General features: G+C 70.5%; 24 protein-coding genes. 2 read left to right on the top strand and 22 right to left on the bottom strand.

Features of this window, described 5'->3' with window-relative positions; translation table 11 throughout:
* Positions 1-76 precede the first annotated feature (76 nt).
* The 4 genes from IF188_RS03405 to IF188_RS03390 are packed head-to-tail and all read right to left on the bottom strand — an operon-like array spanning position 77 to position 2,813.
* Positions 77-1,162, bottom strand: a complete 1,086-nt coding sequence (locus IF188_RS03405) for a hypothetical protein (RefSeq protein ID WP_191170397.1) — start codon at positions 1,160-1,162, stop codon at positions 77-79.
* The gene (locus IF188_RS03400) at positions 1,137-1,742 is read right to left on the bottom strand and encodes an RNA polymerase sigma factor (RefSeq protein WP_191170396.1); all 606 of its coding nucleotides are present in this window, start codon (positions 1,740-1,742) and stop codon (positions 1,137-1,139) included. The genes IF188_RS03405 and IF188_RS03400 overlap by 26 nt, the downstream gene beginning before the upstream one ends.
* Positions 1,743-1,784: 42 nt before the next feature.
* Positions 1,785-2,234 (bottom strand): DinB family protein, encoded by a 450-nt coding sequence (locus IF188_RS03395; RefSeq protein WP_191170395.1) that lies wholly within the window; start codon positions 2,232-2,234, stop codon positions 1,785-1,787.
* 9 nt (positions 2,235-2,243) lie between these two features.
* Complete coding sequence (locus IF188_RS03390; RefSeq protein ID WP_191170394.1) at positions 2,244-2,813, bottom strand: GNAT family N-acetyltransferase; 570 nt, start codon at positions 2,811-2,813, stop codon at positions 2,244-2,246.
* A 48-nt stretch (positions 2,814-2,861) separates the two neighbouring features.
* Between IF188_RS03390 and IF188_RS03385 the strand changes: the two genes are divergently transcribed.
* On the top strand, positions 2,862-3,335 hold the full coding sequence (locus IF188_RS03385; RefSeq protein WP_191170393.1) for an NUDIX hydrolase: 474 nt from the start codon (positions 2,862-2,864) through the stop codon (positions 3,333-3,335).
* A gap of 21 nt (positions 3,336-3,356) precedes the next feature.
* Here the strand turns inward: IF188_RS03385 and IF188_RS03380 are convergent, their stop codons facing one another.
* The 9 genes from IF188_RS03380 to murC all read right to left on the bottom strand — a co-directional run bounded on the left by IF188_RS03380 (position 3,357) and on the right by murC (position 10,821).
* Positions 3,357-4,277 carry an RluA family pseudouridine synthase gene (locus IF188_RS03380; protein ID WP_191170392.1) on the bottom strand — a complete coding sequence of 307 codons (921 nt, stop codon included), beginning with the start codon at positions 4,275-4,277 and terminating at the stop codon, positions 3,357-3,359.
* Position 4,278: 1 nt separating this feature from the next.
* Positions 4,279-4,875 (bottom strand): signal peptidase II, encoded by a 597-nt coding sequence (gene lspA, locus IF188_RS03375; RefSeq protein WP_191170391.1) that lies wholly within the window; start codon positions 4,873-4,875, stop codon positions 4,279-4,281.
* A gap of 3 nt (positions 4,876-4,878) precedes the next feature.
* Positions 4,879-5,460 (bottom strand): DivIVA domain-containing protein, encoded by a 582-nt coding sequence (locus IF188_RS03370; protein WP_191170390.1) that lies wholly within the window; start codon positions 5,458-5,460, stop codon positions 4,879-4,881.
* A gap of 141 nt (positions 5,461-5,601) precedes the next feature.
* Positions 5,602-5,901 carry a YggT family protein gene (locus IF188_RS03365; RefSeq protein WP_141893493.1) on the bottom strand — a complete coding sequence of 100 codons (300 nt, stop codon included), beginning with the start codon at positions 5,899-5,901 and terminating at the stop codon, positions 5,602-5,604.
* Between the two features lie 9 nt (positions 5,902-5,910).
* Positions 5,911-6,375 (bottom strand): cell division protein SepF, encoded by a 465-nt coding sequence (locus IF188_RS03360; protein WP_191170739.1) that lies wholly within the window; start codon positions 6,373-6,375, stop codon positions 5,911-5,913.
* A gap of 32 nt (positions 6,376-6,407) precedes the next feature.
* Positions 6,408-7,091: a YggS family pyridoxal phosphate-dependent enzyme gene (locus IF188_RS03355; protein WP_191170389.1), complete on the bottom strand. Its 684-nt coding sequence runs from the start codon at positions 7,089-7,091 to the stop codon at positions 6,408-6,410.
* Positions 7,092-8,243: a cell division protein FtsZ gene (ftsZ, locus tag IF188_RS03350; protein WP_191170388.1), complete on the bottom strand. Its 1,152-nt coding sequence runs from the start codon at positions 8,241-8,243 to the stop codon at positions 7,092-7,094. It lies immediately after the preceding gene.
* A gap of 160 nt (positions 8,244-8,403) precedes the next feature.
* The gene (locus IF188_RS03345) at positions 8,404-9,399 is read right to left on the bottom strand and encodes an FtsQ-type POTRA domain-containing protein (protein ID WP_191170387.1); all 996 of its coding nucleotides are present in this window, start codon (positions 9,397-9,399) and stop codon (positions 8,404-8,406) included.
* Positions 9,400-9,405: 6 nt separating this feature from the next.
* On the bottom strand, positions 9,406-10,821 hold the full coding sequence (gene murC, locus IF188_RS03340; RefSeq protein WP_191170386.1) for a UDP-N-acetylmuramate--L-alanine ligase: 1,416 nt from the start codon (positions 10,819-10,821) through the stop codon (positions 9,406-9,408).
* Between the two features lie 116 nt (positions 10,822-10,937).
* On the opposite strand from murC, the gene IF188_RS03335 reads away from it, so the two are divergent.
* The gene (locus tag IF188_RS03335; protein ID WP_318152754.1) at positions 10,938-11,327 is read left to right on the top strand and encodes a GntR family transcriptional regulator; all 390 of its coding nucleotides are present in this window, start codon (positions 10,938-10,940) and stop codon (positions 11,325-11,327) included.
* A gap of 39 nt (positions 11,328-11,366) precedes the next feature.
* On the opposite strand, the gene IF188_RS03330 is transcribed toward IF188_RS03335, so the two are convergent.
* The 9 genes from IF188_RS03330 to mraZ form a co-directional block, all read right to left on the bottom strand.
* Positions 11,367-12,452 carry a UDP-N-acetylglucosamine--N-acetylmuramyl-(pentapeptide) pyrophosphoryl-undecaprenol N-acetylglucosamine transferase gene (locus IF188_RS03330; protein ID WP_191170385.1) on the bottom strand — a complete coding sequence of 362 codons (1,086 nt, stop codon included), beginning with the start codon at positions 12,450-12,452 and terminating at the stop codon, positions 11,367-11,369.
* Between the two features lie 47 nt (positions 12,453-12,499).
* Entirely contained in the window at positions 12,500-13,855 is a 1,356-nt protein-coding gene (ftsW, locus tag IF188_RS03325) for a putative lipid II flippase FtsW (protein ID WP_191170384.1), read from the bottom strand.
* Entirely contained in the window at positions 13,782-15,359 is a 1,578-nt protein-coding gene (murD, locus tag IF188_RS03320) for a UDP-N-acetylmuramoyl-L-alanine--D-glutamate ligase (protein WP_191170383.1), read from the bottom strand. The genes ftsW and murD overlap by 74 nt, the downstream gene beginning before the upstream one ends.
* Positions 15,356-16,468 carry a phospho-N-acetylmuramoyl-pentapeptide-transferase gene (gene mraY / locus IF188_RS03315; RefSeq protein WP_191170382.1) on the bottom strand — a complete coding sequence of 371 codons (1,113 nt, stop codon included), beginning with the start codon at positions 16,466-16,468 and terminating at the stop codon, positions 15,356-15,358. Before mraY ends, murD begins: the two co-directional genes overlap by 4 nt.
* Complete coding sequence (locus IF188_RS03310; protein WP_191170381.1) at positions 16,465-17,877, bottom strand: UDP-N-acetylmuramoyl-tripeptide--D-alanyl-D-alanine ligase; 1,413 nt, start codon at positions 17,875-17,877, stop codon at positions 16,465-16,467. The genes mraY and IF188_RS03310 overlap by 4 nt, the downstream gene beginning before the upstream one ends.
* A gap of 47 nt (positions 17,878-17,924) precedes the next feature.
* Positions 17,925-19,712, bottom strand: a complete 1,788-nt coding sequence (locus IF188_RS03305; protein ID WP_191170380.1) for a peptidoglycan D,D-transpeptidase FtsI family protein — start codon at positions 19,710-19,712, stop codon at positions 17,925-17,927.
* A 6-nt stretch (positions 19,713-19,718) separates the two neighbouring features.
* Complete coding sequence (locus IF188_RS03300) at positions 19,719-20,318, bottom strand: hypothetical protein (protein ID WP_191170379.1); 600 nt, start codon at positions 20,316-20,318, stop codon at positions 19,719-19,721.
* On the bottom strand, positions 20,315-21,286 hold the full coding sequence (gene rsmH / locus IF188_RS03295) for a 16S rRNA (cytosine(1402)-N(4))-methyltransferase RsmH (RefSeq protein ID WP_191170378.1): 972 nt from the start codon (positions 21,284-21,286) through the stop codon (positions 20,315-20,317). Before rsmH ends, IF188_RS03300 begins: the two co-directional genes overlap by 4 nt.
* 118 nt (positions 21,287-21,404) lie before the next feature.
* Positions 21,405-21,836: a division/cell wall cluster transcriptional repressor MraZ gene (mraZ, locus tag IF188_RS03290; protein WP_141893478.1), complete on the bottom strand. Its 432-nt coding sequence runs from the start codon at positions 21,834-21,836 to the stop codon at positions 21,405-21,407.
* Positions 21,837-21,956 lie beyond the last annotated feature (120 nt).

The following is a 21,956-nucleotide window of genomic DNA, read 5'->3' as shown; positions in this document are numbered from 1 at the left end:
ACACCGCGGCCGGCCCCGCCGGGTGTCGGCGGGACCGGCCGCCGAGGTCGGTTCACCCTCGAGTTCAGGGTGAAGGTCAGGGCGCGGAGTCGACGACCGAGACGGTCGAGATCGTCCGGCTCTGCCAGCTCGGCATGCCGTCGAAGGCGACGGGCTCGTCGTACTCCCCCATGCCCCAGTGCGTCGCCTGAACGATGTAGCCGCGCGCGGTGTCGAGCACGAACTCCACGCGCGCGGGGCCGGCCTCGAAGGGCTGCTCGTAGGCGAGCGTCGTGAGCTCGCCGTCGGTCGTCACCACCTCCACCCCGGGGAGCGACGCGAACGCGCGGAGCATGCCGGCCCGGGCGTCGGCCGGAGCGAGGTTGAACGACATCAGGTCCCCCAGCGTCTCGACGAAGAAGTGGGCGATGCCGTCCGACTCGCCTTCTGCGCCGTACCGGTCCTCGAACCACGCGACGACGCCGTCCGGATCGGAGGGCATGTTCGCGAATGCCTCGCGGCCGTCCAGATGGTACGTGACCGCGTCGCCGTCCCGCCCACCCTCGACGACGCCGCCCGGGTAGCGAGTGACGCCCGCGAGGTCCGCGGTCGCGGGCGCACGCTCGCGCTCCCACGCCTCGACCGCCGCGGACGACAGCGGCCCCGACGCCTCCGCCACGCGGTACGGGTCACGCTCGCGTACCCACTCGCCGTCGGGGTCGGACGGCACGTACACGCTCGACTCGTCCTGGATCAGCAGCACGGCGTCCGCGTCCTCGCGGAGCGCGCTGTTGAACTCCGCTCCCGCCGGCATTCCCGTGTCGTATGTCGCCGCCCACGTGAACGCGGTGTCGATGCGCGTGTAACTTCCCGTCGGCACGGGCGTGTCGGCTGTCCGGATGGTGGCGACGGCCGCCTGCTCCAGGACGACGGCCGCCGCCGATGCCGTCGGCGCCGTCGCGGGCACCATCACCAGCCCCACGACGAGCGCCGTCGCCGCCATCCCGCCGGCGAGCGCCGACCCGCCGATCCACCGGACCGTCCGGCGGCGCCGGGGGGCGGCATCCACCCGCTCCTCGCGGGCGATCTCGCGCAGCAGCGCGATCCGCGCCGCGTCGACACCGGCGTCCGGCACTGCCGGGGCGTCCGCCCCGATCTCACGCACTCGTTCCATAAGCTCCATCGGTCTCCTCCTTCGCAATCCACGTGAGCCGGACGGACGCGTGCGATCCGGGCGGTGCGAGCTTGCGTCGCACCCGGTTCAGGCGTGACCTCACCGTGCCGACGGGGATGCCGAGGGCCACGGCGATCTCGTCGTACGTGAGGTCCGCCCACGCGTACAGCAGCAGCGTCTCGCGGTCGCGCGCCGCCAGTGCGGCGATGCGCGGCGCGAGCGCCCGCACCGCGGCGGACGCGTCGGCGCGCTCGGCGGCGGCGTCCAGCGCACCGTCGCTGGAGTGCTCTCCGCGCGACGCCGACGCCTCGAACGAGCGCCACTGACGCGCCTCGTCGGCGCGATGCTTCTTGATCACCCGCGACGCGATGCCGAGCAGCCACGGCTTCGCCGACTCCCACGCCGTGTCGAAGTCGCGACGCCGCCGGAACGCGATGAGCATCGTCTCGCTCAGCACGTCCTCCGCGGCGTCACTGCCCACCCGGCGTGCCGCGAACCCGCCGATCACGCGGGCGTGCCGCTCGAACAGCTCCGCGAACGCGGCAGGGTCGTCGGCGGAGCGCCGGATGATGTCGCTGTCTGTACTCACATCAAGGATTGCCGGATGCCGCACTTCCGGTTCACGGGGATCTCAGAACTCTTCGTCGAGCGCGTACTGCTGCTGCCACGTGTGCGGGCGGTCGATGCCGAGCCCGTACAGATAGCGGATGAGCTGCCCCTGGTGCATGGTCTCGTGCTCCAGCAGCGCGAGGACGTACCGCAGCGAATCCTCGTCGGCGACGTCGATGCCCGTCACCCACTCGTCGATGTCTGCGGCGGTCTGGACGAAGGCGGCGCGCACGGTCGCGGCATCCGACGATCCGTCCCGCTCGATCGGACTCGAGAATCCCTGCCACTCCCCTGCCCGCGCGGCCTTGGGGAAGCTCTCGCGGGCACCGAGCACGCACCACAGCTGATGGCCGACGGTGTCGGAGGGCAGCCCGGGCAGACGCGAGCCGAGATGCTCGGCGGGGATCGTGTCGAGGAAGTCGAGGTAGAGGGTGTTCGCGCGCTCGAGGCGGCGACGGAGGAGCTCGTTCACGCGTCCACGCTAGAGCTCGCGCCGCATGAGCACACGTGTGAAGCCGGCCAGCACCGACGACGTGTCGACCGCCTTGGTGAAGCCGGCCTGCTCGAACAGACGTCTCGTGCCCACGTATGCCATCGTCTGGTTCACGGGCGCGCCGTCGTTGTCGACGGGGTAACCCTCGATCGCGGGCGCACCCTGCTCGCGCGCGAACTCGACGGCGCCGTCGATGAGGGCGTGCATCACCCCCTTCTTGCGATGCCCCGGCCGCACGCGGAAGCACCACAGCGACCACACGTCCTGGTCGTCGACGTGCGGGATCTTGCGGAACGTGGCGAAGTGCGTCCTCGTGCGCGGTGCGACCGCGGCCCAGCCGACCGGCTCGTCGCCGTCGTAGGCGAGGACGCCGATCGGCCCCTCTTCGTCCATCAGCCGTCGCACCCGGTCGGCACGGTCTGGTCCGCGCAGCGCGTTCGCCTCTTTCGACGGGATCCGGTAGCTCAGGCAGAAGCACACGCTGGATTGCGGGTTCTTCGGCCCGATCACGGCGGCCACGTCGTCGAACACCGTGGCGGGTCTCACCTCGATCGTCATGCGTCCACTATGGCCGCGGCATCCGACATCGGCGCTTAGGCTGTGCCCATGCCGACCCCCGACTTCGTCCTCGAGCTGCGCCGCCACGTCGGCACCGCCGCATTGCCGCTCGTCGGCGCGACCGCCGTCGTGCTGCGCGGCGAGCAGGTGCTGCTCGGCCGCCGCAGCGACAACGGCGCGCTCACCCCCATCACCGGCATCGTCGATCCCGGCGAGGAGCCCGCCGACGCCGCGGTGCGCGAGACGCTCGAAGAGGCGGGTGTCGTCTGCACGGTCGAGCGGCTCGCCTGGGTGCACCAGCTGCCGCGGGTCGTGTACCCGCACGGCGACGAGGTCGACTACCTCGACCTCGTGTTCCGCTGCCGGTGGGTCTCGGGCGAGCCGCGGCCGGTCGACGGCGAGATGACCGAGGTGGGCTGGTACGACCTGGACGACCTGCCGCCCCTGGAACTGTCCGACATGTACCGCCGCATCGGGTACGCGCGCGCCGACGGCGGAGCGCGGTTCGAGGGCGGCCGCTGACAGCGTCCGCCGGCGCGACGGTCAGTCGCCGCGCAGCACCTCGAGCGCGTGGGCGAGGTCTGCCGGGTAGTCCGACGTGAAGGTCACCCAGTCCCCCGTCGTCGGGTGGGCGAACGAGAGCTCGTGAGCGTGCAGCCACTGCCGCGTGAGCCCGAGGCGGGCCGAGAGGGTCGGGTCGCCGCCATAGAGCGGGTCGCCCACGCACGGGTGACGGTGCGCAGCCATGTGCACGCGGATCTGGTGCGTGCGCCCCGTCTCGAGGTGGATCTCCAGCAGCGACGCGCCCGGGAACGCCTCGAGCGTCTCGTAGTGCGTGACCGAGTCCTTGCCGTCCGGGGTGACGGCGAACTTCCACGAGTGCGAGGGGTGACGGCCGATCGGCGCGTCGATGGTCCCGACGAGCGGGTCGGGGTGGCCCTGCACGACGGCGTGGTAGATCTTCTCGACCTCGCGCTCCTTGAACGCACGCTTGAGCGCGACGTACGCGCGCTCGGTCTTCGCGACCACCATGAGTCCGCTCGTGCCGACGTCGAGCCGGTGCACGACGCCCTGGCGCTCCGCTGCACCGGTCGTCGCGATGCGATAACCGGCGGCCGCGAGCGCTCCGAGCACCGTCGGCCCCTCCCACCCCAGAGACGGGTGGGCCGCGACGCCGGAGGGCTTGTCGACCACCACGATGTCGTCGTCGTCGTACGCGATGCCGAGCTCGGGGACCTCGACGGGAACGATGCGAGGCTCCTCCTTCGGCGCCCACGACACGTCGAGCCACGCGCCGCCGCGCAGCTTGTCGGACTTCGCGAGCGTGCGCCCGTCCATCGAGACGCCGCCGGCCTCGGCGACCTCCGCCGCGAAGGTGCGCGAGAAGCCGAGCATCTTCGCCAGCGCGGCATCGACCCGCGTGCCGTCGAGCCCGTCCGGGACGGGAAGGCTGCGCGATTCCACGTCAGTCCTCCGGTGTGACCGACGGAGAATCGGATGCCTCAGCATCCACTTCCTCGATGGCCTGGCGCTTGTCACGCGAGCCGTCGAAGTGCAGGCCCACCAGCACCAGGATCGCGACGCCGATCATCATCGACACGATGAACATGTCGGCGATGTTGTAGATGCCGCCCGGCAGGCCGGGGATGAACCACATCCACGGGGTGTCGATGAAGTCGACCACGTGGCCGATGCCGAAGCCGGGGTCGCGGAACAGCCGGTCGCCGAGGTTGCCCAGCACACCGCCGAGCAGCAGGCCGAGGGCGACGGCCCACAGCCGGGAGCGCACGCGGGTCGCGGCGAGCCACACGATCACGATCGCGACGGCCGACAGCGCGATCGTGAAGATCCACGTGGCGTCGGCGCCGAGGGAGAACGCGGCACCGGAGTTGCGCGTCAGATAGAAGATCAGGAAGTCGCCGATGACGTGCACCGGCTCCTGGTACGGAAGGTTCTCGAGAGCGAAGTGCTTCGCCAACTGGTCGGCGGCCAGCACCGTCAGCGCGAGGATCGCGATGAGGGTGCCGGCCGCCGCCGGACGAAGGGGTGCTCGGCCCGACAAGGGTTAGAGGCCCAGCGACGAGACCGGCTGAGCGCCGGACGTCGTCGCCGTGGTCTCGAGGTCGCGCAGCTTGCCCTCGATGTAGCTGCGCAGCTGAGCGCGGTAGTCGCGCTCGAAGTTGCGGAGCTCGGTGATCTTGCTCTCGAGGCCGGCGCGCTCGCGGTCGAGCTTGGCGAGCTCTTCGCGGCCGCGGGTCTCGGCGTCCGAGACGATGCTCGCGGCCTGCGACTTGGCCTCGGCGATGAGCTGGTCGCGCTGGGCGATTCCCTCGGCGACGTGCTCGTCGTGCAGACGCTGGGCGAGCTCGATGATGCCTGCGCTCGCAGCGGGCGCGGCGCCGGCGACCGGTGCCGCCTCGACGACGGGGGCGGGGGCCGGAGCGGGCTCTGCCGCCTTGGCCGGAGCGGCGGCACCCGACTCGTACGCGGCCAGCTTGGCCTTCAGTTCCTCGTTCTCGGCGAGGGCCTTGCGCCACTCGACGACGATCTCGTCCAGGAAGTCGTCCACCTCGTCCGGGTCGAAGCCCTCCTTGAAGCGGACGTGCTGGAACTGCTTGGTGACGACGTCATCGGGGGACAAAGCCATGGTGATTCCTCTTTCGAGCGTCTGGGCCGATGTCGGTGCGACCGCCGGTCGGCGGCCGTTCGTATCAGCAAAGCATAGCCGCGGGTTCTGAGAGTGTCGAAGGACACGGACTCCCGGAAGACTCCCGGCGACGCGATCCGATCAGCCCGCCAGGGCGCGCGTGATGCTCAGCAGCACGAAGCACAGGAGCATCGTCAGGGCGAACCCGAAGTCGATCGCGATCGCCCCGATCCGCAGCGGCGGGATGAACCGGCGGAACAGCTTGATGGGCGGGTCGGTGACGGTGTAGACGATCTCGGCGGCGACGAGGCCCGCTCCGTGCGGGCGCCATTCGCGGTTGAAGAACGGGATCCAGTCGAGGATCAGCCGCGCGAGCAGAACGAAGACGTACAGGAGCAGCGCGAGGTTGAGGATCGCTGCGATGAGTGAGACGACTGCCACGTAGCCAGATTACGGCTGCGAGAACGGAACCGAGTCCGGATCCGCCTGTGCGACGGCGCCGTCACCCGACACGGCGACGTTCTCGGGCGACAGTAGGAAGACCTTGCTGGTGACCCGCTCGATGCGTCCGTACAGGCCGAGGGACAGGCCGCTCGCGAAGTCGATCAGACGTCGCGCGTCGGCGTCGCTCATCTGCGACAGATTGATGATGACGGGGATGCCGTCACGGAAGTTCTCGGCGATGACCTGGGCGTCGCGGTACTGCTTGGGGTGGACGGTCAGGATCTCGTTGATGGCCGCCGGCGCGGGCTGGCGGACGACGGTGGGGCGATGGATCGGGGTCACGGGGGCTGCCGCCTTCTCTACGACCTTCTCGGAGGTGCGGGCACGCGGCTGCGGTGCCGGCTCTTCGTAGACCTCTTCCTCGTCGGCGAGGCCCAGGTACACCATGGTCTTCTTGAGCGGGTTCGACATCGCATCCTCCGTAGTGCTCATCTGTTCCGAGGTTAACCGCGTTGTGGCCGGGGGCCGGTGATTGCCGACCCGATGCGTAGGTGTGTCGCGCCTGCCGCGATCGCCTCCGCGAAGTCGGCGGTCATCCCCGCCGAGATCCAGTCGGCGTCGGGCACGACGGTGCGCAGCGCGTCCGAGAGCGCCCGCAGCCGGGCGAAAGCCGGGGCCGGCGGCTCGTCGAGCGGAGCGACGGCCATCACGCCCCTCACCCGCAGCGAGGGCAGCTCCGCCGTGTGCTCGGCGAGGGCGACGAGGTCGTAGGGCGCCACGCCGCCACGACCGGGATCGTCGGTGAGGTTGACCTGCAGCAGCACGTCGAGCACGGGTCGTCCGGGCTCGGCGGCGGCGTGCAGCGCGTCGGCGAGCCGCGCGCGGTCGAGCGAGTGCACGACCGCTGCCGCCGCCCTGATGGCGCGCGCCTTGTTGGTCTGCGCCTGGCCGATGAAGTGCCACGTCAGGCCATCGCGGTCGCCGACCTCGACGACCTTGCGGCTGAGCTCCTGCTGCCGGTTCTCGCCCACATCGCGCACGCCGAGACCGTAGAGCTCGTCGACGAGCGAGGCCGGGTGGAACTTCGTCACCACGATGCGGGTGAGCTCGGACGGATCGCGGCCGGCCGCGTGTGCGGCATCCGCGATCCGCCCGTCCACCTCCGCGAGGCGGTCTGCGAGCGACACTTACTTCAGGAAGTCGGGGATGTCGAGGTCGTCGTCGCTGAACGCCGACTCGTACGACGACTCGGTGACGGCGCCCACGCTCACCGGCACCGCCGACTGCTCGACGACGTCACGGTCCTTGGCGGCCTCTTCGGCGGGCGTCACCGGCAGCGCGGGCGTCGACACGACGCGCGCGGCCGTCATCGGCTCGATGCGGGCCTGCGGCTCGCCGCCGTCGAAGCCCGCCGCGATGACCGTGACGCGCACCTCGTCGCCGAGGGTGTCGTCGATGACCGTGCCGAAGATGATGTTCGCCTCGGGGTGCGCCGCCTCTTTGACCAGCTGCGCGGCGTCGTTGATCTCGAAGATGCCGAGGTTCGACCCACCCTGGATCGACAGCAGCACGCCGTGCGCGCCCTCGATCGACGCCTCGAGCAGCGGCGACTCGACGGCGAGCTCGGCGGCCTTGATGGCGCGATCGGCTCCCCGTGCCGAGCCGATGCCCATGAGGGCCGACCCCGCTCCCTGCATGACCGACTTGACGTCGGCGAAGTCGAGGTTGATGAGACCCGGCGTCGTGATGAGGTCGGTGATGCCCTGGACACCGGCGAGGAGCACCTGGTCGGCGGTCGCGAACGCCTCGATCATCGAGATGCCGCGGTCGCTGATCTCCAGCAGACGGTCGTTCGGCACCACGATGAGGGTGTCGACTTCTTCCTTGAGACGGGCGACGCCGGACTCCGCCTGCTGCTGGCGACGGCGCCCCTCGAAAGAGAAGGGCTTCGTCACGACACCGATCGTGAGTGCTCCTATCGACTTCGCGATCTTGGCGACCACGGGCGCGCCGCCCGTGCCGGTTCCGCCGCCCTCGCCCGCCGTGACGAAGACCATGTCGGCGCCGCGCAGCGCCTCTTCGATCTCTTCGGCGTGGTCCTCTGCCGCCCGGCGGCCGACCTCGGGGTCGGCGCCGGCGCCGAGTCCGCGGGTGAGCTCACGCCCGACGTCGAGCTTGACGTCGGCGTCGCTCATGAGCAGCGCCTGGGCATCGGTGTTGATGGCGATGAACTCGACGCCGCGCAGCCCGAGCTCGATCATGCGGTTGACCGCGTTGACGCCGCCGCCGCCGACGCCGACGACCTTGATCACGGCGAGGTAGTTCTGGTTCTGGCTCATGCCGGCCCCCTGGCTTGTAAACCTTCAACCTCTAGTAGAGGTATAAAGAATTGCCCGGTATGCAATTCCGCTGTGTCGAAAGTAAGCGGACGCCGCGCCGCAGCCTGGAACGAGTCGGCGTGTCGCGCCAACCTGTGACGGAATTGCTCCGGCACCGGACTCAGCGGACGACGACGGCCTCCGCCGACGACACGTCGTATGAGAACACGTCGGCGGGCGGGCGCGAGGCCATGATCTTCTGCAAGAGGAGCGCTTTGTCGGCCGAGCGCTCGGCATTCCCCCACACGACCTCGGTGTTGGTGCCGCCGAGCGTGAGGGTGACGTCGTCGGGAGTGGATGCCGCCACCGCCGTGACCTGTGCACGGATGTCGTCGGGAAGCGAGCGCATCACCTGGCCGGCGGACGCGAACGCGTCGGAGTCGACGCCGCCGCGCATCGTGAGAACGGGCGTGCCCGGGCTGGGGGTCGCGGTGGTCGACAGCGCGACCCCTGCCGCGTCGACGAGGGTGTAGCCGGCACGCGTCTCGATCAGACCGACCGGGGTGCGCTCGACGATGCGGACCACGAGCTCGTGCGGCGGCCGCGCCTCCAGCGCGTACGTCTCGACGAGCGGGAAGGCGACGAGCGCCTTCTTGACGGCGCTCTCGTCGACCAGCGGCAGCGGCGTGCCGAGCTGGGACGACAGGGCGTCGGCGACCTCGGTCGCGTTCAGCGCCTGCGCGCCGACGATCGAGATCTTCTCGACCCCGAACAGCGGACTGTACGCGGCGCCGACCGTGCCCAGCGCGAGCAGCACGACGGCCGCCGCCGACCCGAGCCACATCGTCCGCCGGCGTCGCTGGCGGACGGTGAAGCGGCGGACCTCGGCGCGCAGCGCCTTGCGTCGCGCGCGGGCGGCCTTCCAGACCTCGCGGAACCCGACCTCGGGTTCGGCGGCGTCGTCCGCACCTTCGGCATCGCCGGCCGGCGCGGGTTCGGCCTCGGCGCGCGCATCTGCCGACAGCGGGATGACAGGTGCCGTGGGCTGCTCGTCCGCCGGGACGCCGGCATCCACGTCGTCGACATCGTCGACATCCGCACGCGCCGCCGGCACGTCCGCCCGCGCCGCGCCGCGCGGGGCGAGGGGCGACTGCGGGAGCGGCGACGGGCGGCGCATGCGGGCCTACTCCCCCGCTTCTGCGACGTCGGCGCGGCCGAGCGCCTCGAGCACCTGCGGGATGATGAGGTACACGTTGCCGCAGCCGAGCGTGATGACGTAGTCGCCGTCGCGCGCGACCGACGCGGTGTAGTCGGCGGCCTCCTGCCAGTCCGGCACGAAGTGCACGTGCGACGGATCGGCGAACGCGCCGCTGACCAGCTCGCCGGTGACGCCGGGGACCGGATCCTCGCGCGCGCCGTACACGTCGAGCATGACGGTGTGGTCGGCATAGCGCTCGAGCACCTCGGCGAACTCGCGGTACATCTCCTGCGTGCGCGAGTACGTGTGCGGCTGCTGGATCGCGATGATGCGTCCGTCACCGACCACGGTGCGCGCGGCAGCCAGGGCGGCGGCGACCTCGGTCGGGTGGTGGGCATAGTCGTCGAAGACGCTGACGCCGCGCTCGACGCCGTGCAGCTCGAAGCGGCGGATCGTGCCGGCGAAGCCCTCGACAGCACGGACGGCGGGCTCGAGCTCGTGCCCGAGCGTCAGCAGCACCGCGACGGCGCCCGCGGCGTTGATCGCGTTGTGTGCGCCCGGGATCGGCAGCTGCGCGTCGACCGTCGTGCCGTCGTGCGTGATGCGGAACGAGACGGGACCGTCGGTGACGACGTCGCTCACCCGCACAGCGGCATCGGCGGCCTCGCCGAAAGTCACCACCCGAGGATGGGTCAGCTGCGCGGCCACCCGCTGGGCGCCGGCATCGTCGGACGAGATGACGACGGCCTCGCGCGCCTCGTTCGCGAAACGTGCGAACGCCTCGTAGAACGCGTCGCGCGTCCCCCAGTGGTCGAGGTGGTCGGGGTCGACGTTGGTGATGAGGGCGATCGACGTGTCGTACAGCAGGAAGGTGCCGTCGGATTCGTCGGCCTCGATGACGAACACGTCGTCGGAGCCGGTGCCGCTCGACACGCCGAGCTGCGCGATGACGCCGCCGTTCACGAACGTCGGGTCGACGCCGAGGTCGCGCAGCGCCGTGACGAGCATGCCCGTCGATGTCGTCTTGCCGTGCGCGCCGGCGACCGACACGAGCCGGCGTCCGCCGATGAGCCAGTACAGAGCCTGCGAGCGGTGGATGACGTGCAGCCCGCGCTGCTTCGCCAGCACGAACTCGGGGTTCTCGGGCCAGATGGCGCCGGTGTGCACGACGGTGTCGACGTCGTCGGCGAGGTTCGCGGCGTCGTGGCCGACATGCACGGTCGCGCCGAGCTCGGCGAGCTCGCGCAGCGCCTTGCTGTCGGCGCGGTCGGAGCCCGACACGCGGATGCCGCGCTCCAGGAACATGCGGGCGAGCCCCGACATGCCGGATCCGCCGATTCCGATGAAGTGGGCGGCGGTGATGTCGTCGGGAATGGGAAGACTGAGATCGGGTCTGATCATGACCCGTCAATCCTAAGTTGGCGAGGGGATGCCGCCGCCCCGGCGCGCCCGGCGCAACGGGCTGCAGCATTCATTATGTGTTGACACATTGATACAGAACCTTGTACACCCGAGGTGTGGAGAAGAAGATCGTCATCGACCCGTCGTCGCCGGTCCCCCCGTTCGAACAGCTGCGAGCCGGTCTGGTCGACGCCGTGTCCTCGGGCGAGCTCGCCGCGGGCGAGCGACTGCCGACGGTGCGGCATCTGGCCGAGGACCTCGGCATCGCTCCGGGCACCGTCGCCCGCGCCTACCGCGAGCTGGAGGCATCCGGCATCATCGAGACCCGCGGTCGCAACGGCACGTTCGTCGCCTTCGACGCCGACCCCGCGCGACAGCAGCTGCAGCGCGCGGCGGCGGCCTTCGCCGCGCAGGTGCGCGAGCTGCGCCTCGACACCGACGAGGCGCTGGCCGTGGTGGCGGCGGCGCTGCGGTCCGGTCCGGCAGCCGCCGGCGCGGGGGCCTGACAGCGGGCGACCTCTCGCGAGATCAGGAGACAAGGGGTGTCAGCCCCGCAGCGCCTCGTCGATCAGCGCGATCACGTTGGCGGTGCCGTCCTTGATGCCGATGGATGCCGCGGCCTTCGCCATCGCGGAGCGCCGGGGCTCGTCGGCCAGGAGCGGGACGACCTCGGCGCGCACGATGTCGCCCGTGAATCCGGCATCCGGGATCAGCACCGCGGCTCCGGCGCGCACGGCGGACGACGCGTTCAGCGCCTGCTCGCCGTTGCCCACGGCGTACGGCACGTAGATCGTGGGGATGCCGAGGGCGCTGATCTCGCTGACCGTCGCGGCACCCGCGCGCGAGACGACGAGGTCGGCCAGCGCGAACGCGAGATCCATGCGGTCGAGGTAGCGCACCATGGCGTACCCGGGCACGCCGGGATCGGGCAGCTCGGACCGCTCACCGGTCGCGTGCAGCAGCTGCCAGCCGGCGTCGAGCACGTCGCGCCACGCGCCGCCGTGGCCTTCGCCGAACGCCTCGTTGAGGCGCTGCGCGCCGAGCGATCCGCCGAAGACCAGCAGGACCGGCTTCGAGGCGTCCAGGCCGAAGTACTCGGCCGCCTCAGCGCGCAGGGCGCCGCGGTCGAGCGTGACGATCTCGTCGCGCAGCGGCATCCCCACCACGCGCGCGCGCCTGAGCGGAGTGCCCTCGAACGCCACGCCGACGCGTGCCGCCCTGCGGGCGCCCAGCACGTTGGCGAGCCCGGGCCGTGCATTGGCCTCGTGCACGACGAACGGCACGCGCTCGCGGCGCGCGGCGACGTAGGCCGGTGCCGAGGCGTATCCGCCGAAGCCCACGACGACGTCGACCCCGCGCTCGGCGATGTGCGCCCGCACCTGTCCGATCGCACGCCGGAAGCGTGCCGGAAAGGCGGCGGCCGCGCCGTTCGGACGGCGCGGGAACGGCACCTTGTCGACGATCAGCAGCTCGTAGCCCCGCTCGGGCACGAGCCGCGCCTCGAGGCCCTCGCGCGTGCCGAGCACCAGCACTTCGGCCTGCGGGTCGCGCGCGCGAAGCCCGTCGGCCACGGCCAGCAGCGGGTTGACGTGTCCGGCGGTGCCGCCGCCGGCGAGAAGATACGTCGTCACTCCGCGAGCCTACCCGGCGGGGCGCACCCTCCCCCGCGGTGTCCGCCTCAGCGGACCGCGCGCAGCTTGGCGCGCTCGCGAGCGGCGCGCGCCTCGGCGATGGCCGCTTCGCGGCGGGCGACGGATGCCGGCAGCGATCGCGCGAACGCGAGCAGCACGCCGCAGGCGACCAGGACCGACAGCAGCGATGTGCCGCCCTGCGACATGAACGGCAGCGGAACGCCCATCACGGGGAACACGCGCAGCACGACGCCGATGTTGATGAGCGCCTGGCCGATGATCCACACCGTGATGCCGCCGGCGGCGATCCGCACGAACGAATCGTCGGTCTTGCGGATCACGTGGAACGCGCCCACCGCGAACAGGGCGAACAGGGCCAGGACGACGGCGCAGCCGATGAGGCCGAGCTCTTCGCCGATGATCGCGAAGATGTAGTCGTTGGCGGCCGCGGGCAGCCAGTCGTACTTCTCACGCGAGTTGCCGAGCCCGAGGCCGAAGACGCCGCCGCTCGCGAGCCCCCAGATGCCATGCAGCGGCTGGTAGCAGTCGTTGTAGTAGTCGTCGAGGCAGTTCGGGTTGAGGAAGCTGAAGAACCGGCGCATGCGGTCGGCACTGGTGAGGAAGTAGAAGGCGATGAACGCCAGGGCGCCGATCGTGGGCAGCAGGAACACCCGCAGCTTCACGCCCGAGAAGAACAGCGCGCCCAGCACGATGAGCGCGAGGATCATCGCCGTGCCGAGGTCGTGACCGGCGATGACCGTGCCGATCGCGAGGGCGGCGACAGGCACGAGCGGGATGTAGACGTGCCGCCAGTCGGCCAGCAGCGTCCGCTTTCGGAACAGCACGAAGGCCACCCAGATCGCGAGTCCCAGCTTCAGGAACTCGGACGGCTGCGCCTGCACGCCGCCGATGTTGATCCAGTTGCGGTTGCCGTCCATCTCGATGCCGAGGGTCGGCACGAACACGAGCAGCTGGAACGCGATGCCGAAGATCAGCGCAGGCCAGGCCATGCGCTTGTAGAACGCGACCGGCAGGCGGCTCGCGATGAACATCAGCGGGATGCTGATCGCCGCGAACATCACCTGCTTCAGCACCATCTCCCACGGCGCCTCACCCTTCGCGGTGGCTGTGGCGGAGGTCGCCGACAGCACCATGACCAGCCCGAACGCGGTGAGCAGCAGCGCGGTCGACGCGATGAGCAGGAACTCGCTCGGCACCGGTGCGAACACGCGGCCGAGCGACACGCGGGCCGCGAGCCCGCGGCGGACGGGCTTGTCGCCCGCCGGCTCGGGCGCCGCCGGAGCGGCCGCCTTCGCAGCCGCAGCGGACTCAGGCGCCGGCGTCGTCCGGCGCGGCGGGGTCGGCCTGGTCGCCCGGGTCCGTGGCGGCTCTGTCGTCGTCACCGGGAACCTCCGTTCCGATCCGTTCCCTCACCGCCGCCGCGAATCGGCGGCCGCGGTCCGCATACGATGCGAACTGGTCGAAGGATGCCGCAGCGGGAGCGAGCAGAACCACGTCCCCGTCACGCGCCACCCCTGCCGCCAGTTCGACGACACGCGCCATGACTCCTTCAGTCTCGACGGCGTCCACCTCGAACACGGGCACCGCCGGCGCGTGTCGCTCGAACGCGGCGACCACGGCTGTCCGGTCGGATCCGATCACGATGGCGGCCTTGGCTGCGGCACCGCGGCCGGCCACGAGCTCCGAGATGTCGACGCCCTTCAGCAGTCCGCCGACGACCCAGACCGCTCCCGGGTAGGCCGCGAGCGACGACGCGGCGGCGTGCGGGTTGGTGGCCTTGGAGTCGTCCACCCACGTGACCCCCTCGTGCCGCGCCACGATCTCGATGCGGTGCGGGTCGAGGCGGAAGCCGCGCAGGGCTTCGCGGATCGCGGCGGGCGGCACGTCGAGCGATCGTGCAAGCGCGGCCGCGGCCAGGATGTTGGCGACGATGTGCGGAGCGGCGAGTCCGAGCGCGGCGAGCTCTTCGACCGTCGACAGCTCGAGCGCCGAAGTCCGGCGATCGTCGAGGAAGGCGCGGTCGACCAGGATCCCCTCGACGACGCCGAGGTCGCTCGGGCCGGGGATCCCGAGATCGAAGCCGATGGCGCGGGCGCCCTCGACGACCTCGGCGTCTTCGACCATGGTCCGGGTTGCGGCATCCGCCTTGTTGTATACGCACGCGACGCGCGTGTTGTCGTACACGTGCGCCTTCGCGTCGCGGTACGCCTCGAACGAGCCGTGCCATTCCAGGTGGTCGTCGGCGAGGTTGAGGCACACGGCGGCGTGCGGCGACACCGGCTCGGGCGAATCCTGCAGGCCGAGGTACCAGAGCTGGTGGCTCGACAGCTCCACGACCAGCGCGTCGAAGCCGGAAGGGTCGCGCACCGCGTCGAGGACCGGCGTGCCGATGTTGCCCACCGGCGCCGCCCGCAGCCCGCCCGCCCCGAGCATCGTCGCCGTCAGCCGCGTGGTCGTGGTCTTGCCGTTGGTGCCGGTGATGAGGATCCACTCGGCAGGCGTGCCGTCGGCGCGCACGACCTTGTCGCGCACCCGCCAGGCGAGCTCGACGTCTCCCCACAGTGCGATGTCGTTCTCACGCACCCAGGAGATGAGTGGATGCTGCGGCGCGAACCCGGGCGAGGCCACGACGACCTCGGGGTCGAACCCGACGAGCTCGGCGGGCGCCGTCGTGAGCGGCCCGGTCCACAGCCGCGCGCCGATGACGGGCAGCAGACGCGCGTACTCCTCGTCGGCCTTCTCGGTGAGGACGAGCACGTCGGCGCCGAGCTCGGCCAGCGTGTCGGCGACCGAGAAGCCGGTGACCGAGAGACCGAGCACCGCGACGCGCAGGCCCTTCCAGTCGGCGTGCCAGCTGGTGAGCGCGCGCAGGCGTTCCGAGGTCATGTGCGAGAGAGCCATTCGACGTAGAAGAATCCGATGCCCGAGACGGCCAGGAGGCCCGCGATGATCCACATGCGCACGACGATGGTGACCTCGGACCACCCGCGCATCTCGAGGTGATGGTGGAACGGGCTCATCAGGAACAGCCGCTTGCCGCGCGTGATCTTGAAGTAGAGCCGCTGCAGGATCACCGAGCCCGGGCCGATGATGAAGACGCCGGCGACCAGCACCGCGAGCAGCTCGGTGCGGGTGAGGATCGCCATCGCGGCGATGACGCCGCCGATCGCCATCGAGCCCACGTCGCCCATGAAGACCTTGGCCTTGGGGGCGTTCCACCACAGGAATCCGACCAGGGCGCCGACGAACGACGCGGAGATGATCGCGAGGTCGAACGGGTCGCGCGTCGGGTAGCACGCCATCTGCGCGCCGGACGACAGCTCGCCGCCGCCCCAGCAGGCCTGGTTGAACTGCCAGAAGGCGATGAGGCTGTAGGCACCGGTGACGAAGATGCCCGAACCGGCCGCGAGGCCGTCCAGTCCGTCGGTGACGTTGGTGCTGTTCGAGAACGCGACGCCGATGAACGACACCCACGCGAGGTAGAGCAGCCAGCCGACCACGAGGCCGACCGCCATGAACGACAGTGCCTGCACGTCACGGAAGACCGAGATGTACGGCGATGCGGGCGTCTGGCCGTAGTCGTTCGGGAAGTTGAGGGCCACGATGCCGAAGGGCACGGTGACGATGACCTGTCCGACGACCTTGCGCCACCCGCTGAGCCCGCCGAAGCGCTGCTGACGCACCTTCATGAAGTCGTCGATGAAGCCGACCACTCCGAGTCCGACCATCATCCAGATCACCAGCAGGCCGGAGATGGTGGGCGGGTTGTTGCCGGTGTAGGCGCCCACGAGGTAGCCGACGATCGTGCCGACGATGAAGATCGTGCCGCCCATGGTGGGCGTGCCGCGCTTGGTCTGGTGGTTGGGGTTGCGGATGTCTTCGGGCGTGCGGATGACCTGCGCCCACCCCCACTTGCGGAAGAGCCGCAGGAACACGGGGGTGAGGAACAGCGTGAAGGCCAGCGAGATCGCTGCCGCAGTCAGGAGGGATCTCACGAGAACGATTCTCCCAGACGATCGCCCAGGAACCGGAGCCCGGCCGAGTTCGAGGACTTCACGAGCACGCGGTCGCCGTCGCGCAGCTCGCCCTGCAGGTAGGCGAACGCCTCGTCGGCGGTCGAGAAGAAGACGGCCTCGTTGTCCCACGAGCCCTGCGCGACGGCCTCGAGGTACATCCGGCGTGCGCCGTCGCCCACGACGACGATGCGCTGGATCCCCAGGCGCACCGCGAGCAGGCCGACGCGATCGTGCTCCTCTTCGGTGTACTCGCCGAGCTCGCTCATGGCGCCCAGCACCGCGACGGTGCGCTCGTCGGGTCCGGTGATCTGCGCCAGCGTGCGCAGCGCGGCCGCCATCGAGTCGGGGCTGGCGTTGTAGGCGTCGTTGATGATGCGCACGCGGTCCGAGCCCAGCGGCTGCATGCGCCAGCGCTCGGCGATCTCGACCGTCTCCAGGCGCGCGACGGCATCGGCGAGGCTCACGCCGAGCGTCGTGGCTGCGGCGATCGCGGCCAGGGCGTTCATGACGTGGTGCTCGCCGAGCACGCGCAGCCGCAGCGGCAGCGACTCGCCGTCTGCGGTGACGGTGAAGGACGTTCCGGATGCCGTGACGACGACGTCGTCGGCCCGCACCTGCGCCTCGGTGCCGCGGCCGAACCAGCGCACGCTCGCGCCGTGCTCGGCGGCGATGGGCGCCATGGCGGCCACGCGGGCGTCGTCGGCGTTGAGGACGGCGACTCCCCCGGCGCGCAGCGACTTCACGAGCTCGGACTTGGCGTGGAAGGTGCCTTCGATCCCGCCGAAGCCGCCCGCGTGCGCCATGCCGACCATGAGCACGACGGCGACGTCGGGGTCGACGAGCCCGGCGAGGCGGGCGATGGCACCGGGTCCGCTGGCACCGAACTCGCTCACGAGGAACCGTGTGGACTCGGTGACGCGCAGCATCGTGAGCGGCGCTCCGACCTCGTTGTTGAACGACGCCTTGGGCGCGACGGTCTCGCCTTCGCCTTCGAGGATGCGGGCGAGCAGGTTCTTCGTCGTCGTCTTGCCGTTCGAGCCGGTGATCCCGACCACACGCAGGTCTCCGGCATCCCTCACTCTCTTCACCACGACGCGCGCGAGGTCGGCCAACGCCGCCACCGCGTCCGCCACGACGATCTGGGTGACCGCGGTCTCGACGGTGTGCTCGACGATGGCGACGACCGCGCCGGCGGCGACGGCGGCGTCGACGAACAGGTGCCCGTCGGTGGATTCGCCGGGCTTGGCGACGAAGATGCCGCCGGGGGCCATGAGGCGCGAGTCGGTGTCGACGGCGCCCGACACGACGGTGTCGAGCGTGTCGTCGCCGGCGAGCACCGCCTCGCCCGAGACGGCATGCGCAAGCTGTGCGATGGTGAACGCGATCATGTGGGAGGTACTCCGACCCTAAGCAGCGATCCGGTACTGGGGAGGTGCTACCCGAACTTGGGCAGCAGCACCGGCGACGTCGTGGAAGGCATGACGCGGTACGTCTTCAGGACCTGGGTCATGGCCTTCTGGAACGCGGTCGCGTTGGCCGCTGACGATGTTACCTTCGTCGGCTCGTCCAGAGTGACGACGACCACGTACTCGGGGTCGTCGGCCGGGGCGAAGCCCACCATGGTCGTGTAATAGACGCCCTGCTTGTAGCCGCCGGTGACTTCGTCGTGCTTCTCACCGGTACCGGTCTTGCCGCCGATGCGGTAGCCCGGGATGGCTACGGCCTTGGCGTAGTTGGCCTGCAGGAAGACGTTCTCGAGCATCTCGCGCATCTGCGCGGACGTGCTCTCGCTGATGACGCGCTTCGGCTCGGCGACCTCCGGCTTCACGACGGTGCCGTCGGGCTTCGTGCACGACTCGATGATCTGCAGCGGCATCTCGACGCCCCCGCCCACGATCGCGCCGTACGCCCTGGCGAGCTCGGGCATGGTGGTCATGACGCCCTGTCCGAACGAGGTGTTGAGGGTCGTCTGCGTGCCCCACTCGTCGGCGGGATAGACGAGGCCCGGAGCCTCTTCGGGGTAGCCGGAGTCGGTGCCCTCGCCGATCCCGAACTTCTTGAAGTAGTCGTACCGCGTCTGCTTGTCGATCTTCTCGCTGAACTTCGAGATGCCGGCGTTCGACGAGTCGATCAGCACGCCCGCGAGTGTGTACGTGTACGCGGGGTGCTTGAACGCGTCGCGCACGCGGGCGCCGTCGGCGAAGAACTCCTCGCTCGAGGCGACCACGGTCGAGGTGGGCGACTGCCCGCCGGCGTCGATGAGCGTCGCCGCCGTGAGCGCCTTGAACGTCGAGCCCGGCTCGAACGCATACCGGAAGATCTGGCTCGCGCGGTTGTCGGGGTCGGGCGTGCCGTCGACGTTGTTGGGATCGACGGTCGGATACTCGGCCGCTGCGCGCACCTTCCCGGTCTTCACCTCGTAGACGAGGATCGACCCGTGCTGGGCGACCATGTTCTGCGTCTGCTCGGCGATGAGCTGCTGCAGATACCACTGCAGGTCGCGGTTGATGGTGAGCTGCAGTGTGCCGCCGTCGGTCGGCGGGTCGTCCTTCTCAGTGCCAGGGATGACGACGCCGTCATTGCCCTTGTCGTACGTGCGCTCGCCGTTCGTCGCCGCGAGGCACGCGTTCTGCGACTTCTCCAGGCCTTCGAGCGCCTCGCCGTCGGTGCCCATGAACCCGAGCAGGTTGCCCGCGACGGCGCCGTCGGGGTAGGCGCGCGCCGGATGCGGGGCGCAGAAGATGTACGGCGTCTTCAGGTCGGCGAGTGCCCGGTACTGCTCCGTCGAGACCCCGTTCTTGAGTTTGGCGTACTGAGTCGCCTCGTTGCCCGCCAGTGCGTCGCCGACGATCGCGCGCACGTCCTCGGGCGTCTCGCCGAGGATCTCGGCGACGTCGTTCGACACGTCGGCCCACAGGCGCGACTTCGACTTCTTCTCGAGCACCTCGGCGTCGACCTGCGTGATCAGCAGCGGATTGACCTGGCAGTCGTAGCGGAGGATGCTGCCGGCCAGCGTCTGCCCGCTCTCATCGACGATCGAGCCACGCGTGCCGTACAGCTTCTGCGATCCCGCGAAGGCGAACTTCGAGTCCTGGATGTGCTCGTCCGCGTTGACGACCTGGATGTCGACGAGCCGCACCACGAAACCGGCGAGGACCGCGAGAACGACGGCGAGGGCCACGACGGTGCGGCGGCGGGGACTTCTCGTGCTTCGGGTGGTCATCGTGATTCAGTGTGTGCTCGGGGTGGGCAGTCCGTCGGTGATCGGCGGCGGAGTGTTGCCGACCCCGCCGTCCACCGGATCCGCCACCTCGACGGGCAGCCCGCCGATCGTCGCGTCCGGGACGGTCACCAGGGGGGTGTCGCTGATCAGCGCGTTCGCGACCGATCCGCGGCCGATCGCGTCCACCGACGACGAGCCCATCGCGACCTCGGACGGCCCGAGGATCGCGCCGTCGCTGAGTCGCAGATAGCTCGGCGCCTCGTTGATCACCATCCCCAGGGCGGCCGCGTTCGCGGCGAGGTACTGGGGTGAACTGAGCCCGGCGACGTCGTCGTACAGGATCTGCTTCTGGTACGTGAGGTCGCGCTGCTCCTTCGCCAGGCTCGACAGCTCGTAGGTGCCCTGCGTCGTCATGAGCGACAGCGACATCTGGGCCGCCGCGATGAGGAACGCGCCCGCGACCGCGACGATGCCGTAGAGGAGCTTCGGCCGGCGTCGGCGGGCCGGCGCCTCGACGATCCGCAGTCGGCGGCGGGGCGCCTCCGACCGATCCGGCGCGGCGCTGCGCCGGGGCAGCCCCGGCGCGCTCAGCGCGGTGGTGCTCATGCGGCACCTCCTCCTTCGTGCTCGGGCCTCAGTCGCTCGGCGGCACGCAGCCGAACGGGCGTCGCGCGCGGATTGGCCGCGCGCTCCTCTTCGGTGGCGAGCTCGGCTCCCTTGACGAGCAGTCGGAACCTGGGCGCGTGTTCGGGCAGTTCGACCGGCAGGCCGGCCGGAGCCGTCGAGGCCGAGGCCTCGGCGAACGCGCGCTTGACGAGGCGGTCCTCCAGCGACTGGTACGACAGCACGACGATGCGGCCGCCGACCGGCAGGATGCCGAGCGCCGAGGGGACGGCGCGGTCGAGCACCGACAGCTCACGGTTGACCTCGATGCGCAGCGCCTGGAACACGCGCTTGGCGGGGTGGCCGGTGCGCTGCACGGCCGCCGGCGTGGCGGCCTGCAGGATCTCGACGAGCCGGCCTGAGCGCTCGATGGGCGCCTCGGCCCGCGCGGCGATGATCGCCCGGGCGTAGCGGCCGGCGAGCTTCTCTTCGCCGTAGCGCTCGAAGATGCGGCGCAGATCGCCTTCGCCGTAGCTCGCGAGGATGTCGGCGGCGGTCGTTCCCGCCGACTGGTCCATCCGCATGTCCAGGGGCGCGTCCTGCGCGTAGGCGAAGCCGCGGTCTGCCAGGTCGAGCTGCAGCGACGAGACGCCGAGGTCGAAGAGGATGCCGTCGGCGTGCCCGAAACCGGCCGACGTGACGGCATCCGCGATCCCGTCGTAGACGGTGTGGACCAGCGTGACGCGATCTGCGAACGGTGCCAGGCGCTCGCCCGCGATGCGCAGTGCGTCGGTGTCGCGGTCGAGTCCGACCAGGTGCAGGCCCGGGAACCGCTCGAGGAACGCCTCGGAGTGGCCGCCCATGCCGAGCGTCGCGTCGACGAAGACGGCCCCGTCGCGCTGCAGCGCGGGAGCGAGCAGCTCGATGCAGCGCTCGAGCATGACCGGAGTGTGGATGTCGCGAAGGTCCATGATGATGTGCCGGGGCCTCGGCTGCTCCTCCTCCCCCGGTCCTGATCCCCATCCGCTCTGACCTGGCACCGGGGAAGTGTGCCAGGGCGTGAGCGGCTGGGAGTCGGGGCCTGGGGTGTCAGAACAGTCCCGGGATCACCTCCTGCTCCAGCTCGGCGTAGCTCTCTTCGTTGGCCTCTGCGTAGGAGTTCCACGCGTCGGCGTTCCAGATCTCGGCGTGGGCGCCCACGCCGGTGACGACGAGTTCGCGTTCCAGGCCGGCGTAGGCGCGCAGCGGAGGGGGGATGGTGATGCGGTTCTGACTGTCGGGCTTCTCGGCGCTCGCGCCCGAGAGGAACATGCGCAGGAAGTCCCGCGCCTGCTTGTTGGCGAGCGGCGCTTCACGGATGCGCTCGTGCACCCGCTCGAACTCCGCCTCGCTGAACACGTACAGGCAGCGATCCTGCCCGCGCGTCACGACGACACCCCCACCGAGATCGTCGCGGAACTTCGCCGGGAGGATGACGCGACCTTTGTCATCGAGCTTGGGTGTGTGCGTGCCCAACAGCATCGGTACATCACACCCCCTTCGTCCGGCCCCCCGGGTTGCACGCCACTTTACTCCACTCTCCTCCACTTCACCATCGATTCGATGCTGAGCGCTCCCTGTGAGCTCCCTGAGGGGGTCGCG

The organism is Microbacterium helvum (assembly GCF_014779795.1).
GTDB classification, from domain to species: domain Bacteria; phylum Actinomycetota; class Actinomycetes; order Actinomycetales; family Microbacteriaceae; genus Microbacterium; species Microbacterium helvum.
This window is presented reverse-complemented; position numbering and strand designations above follow the sequence as displayed.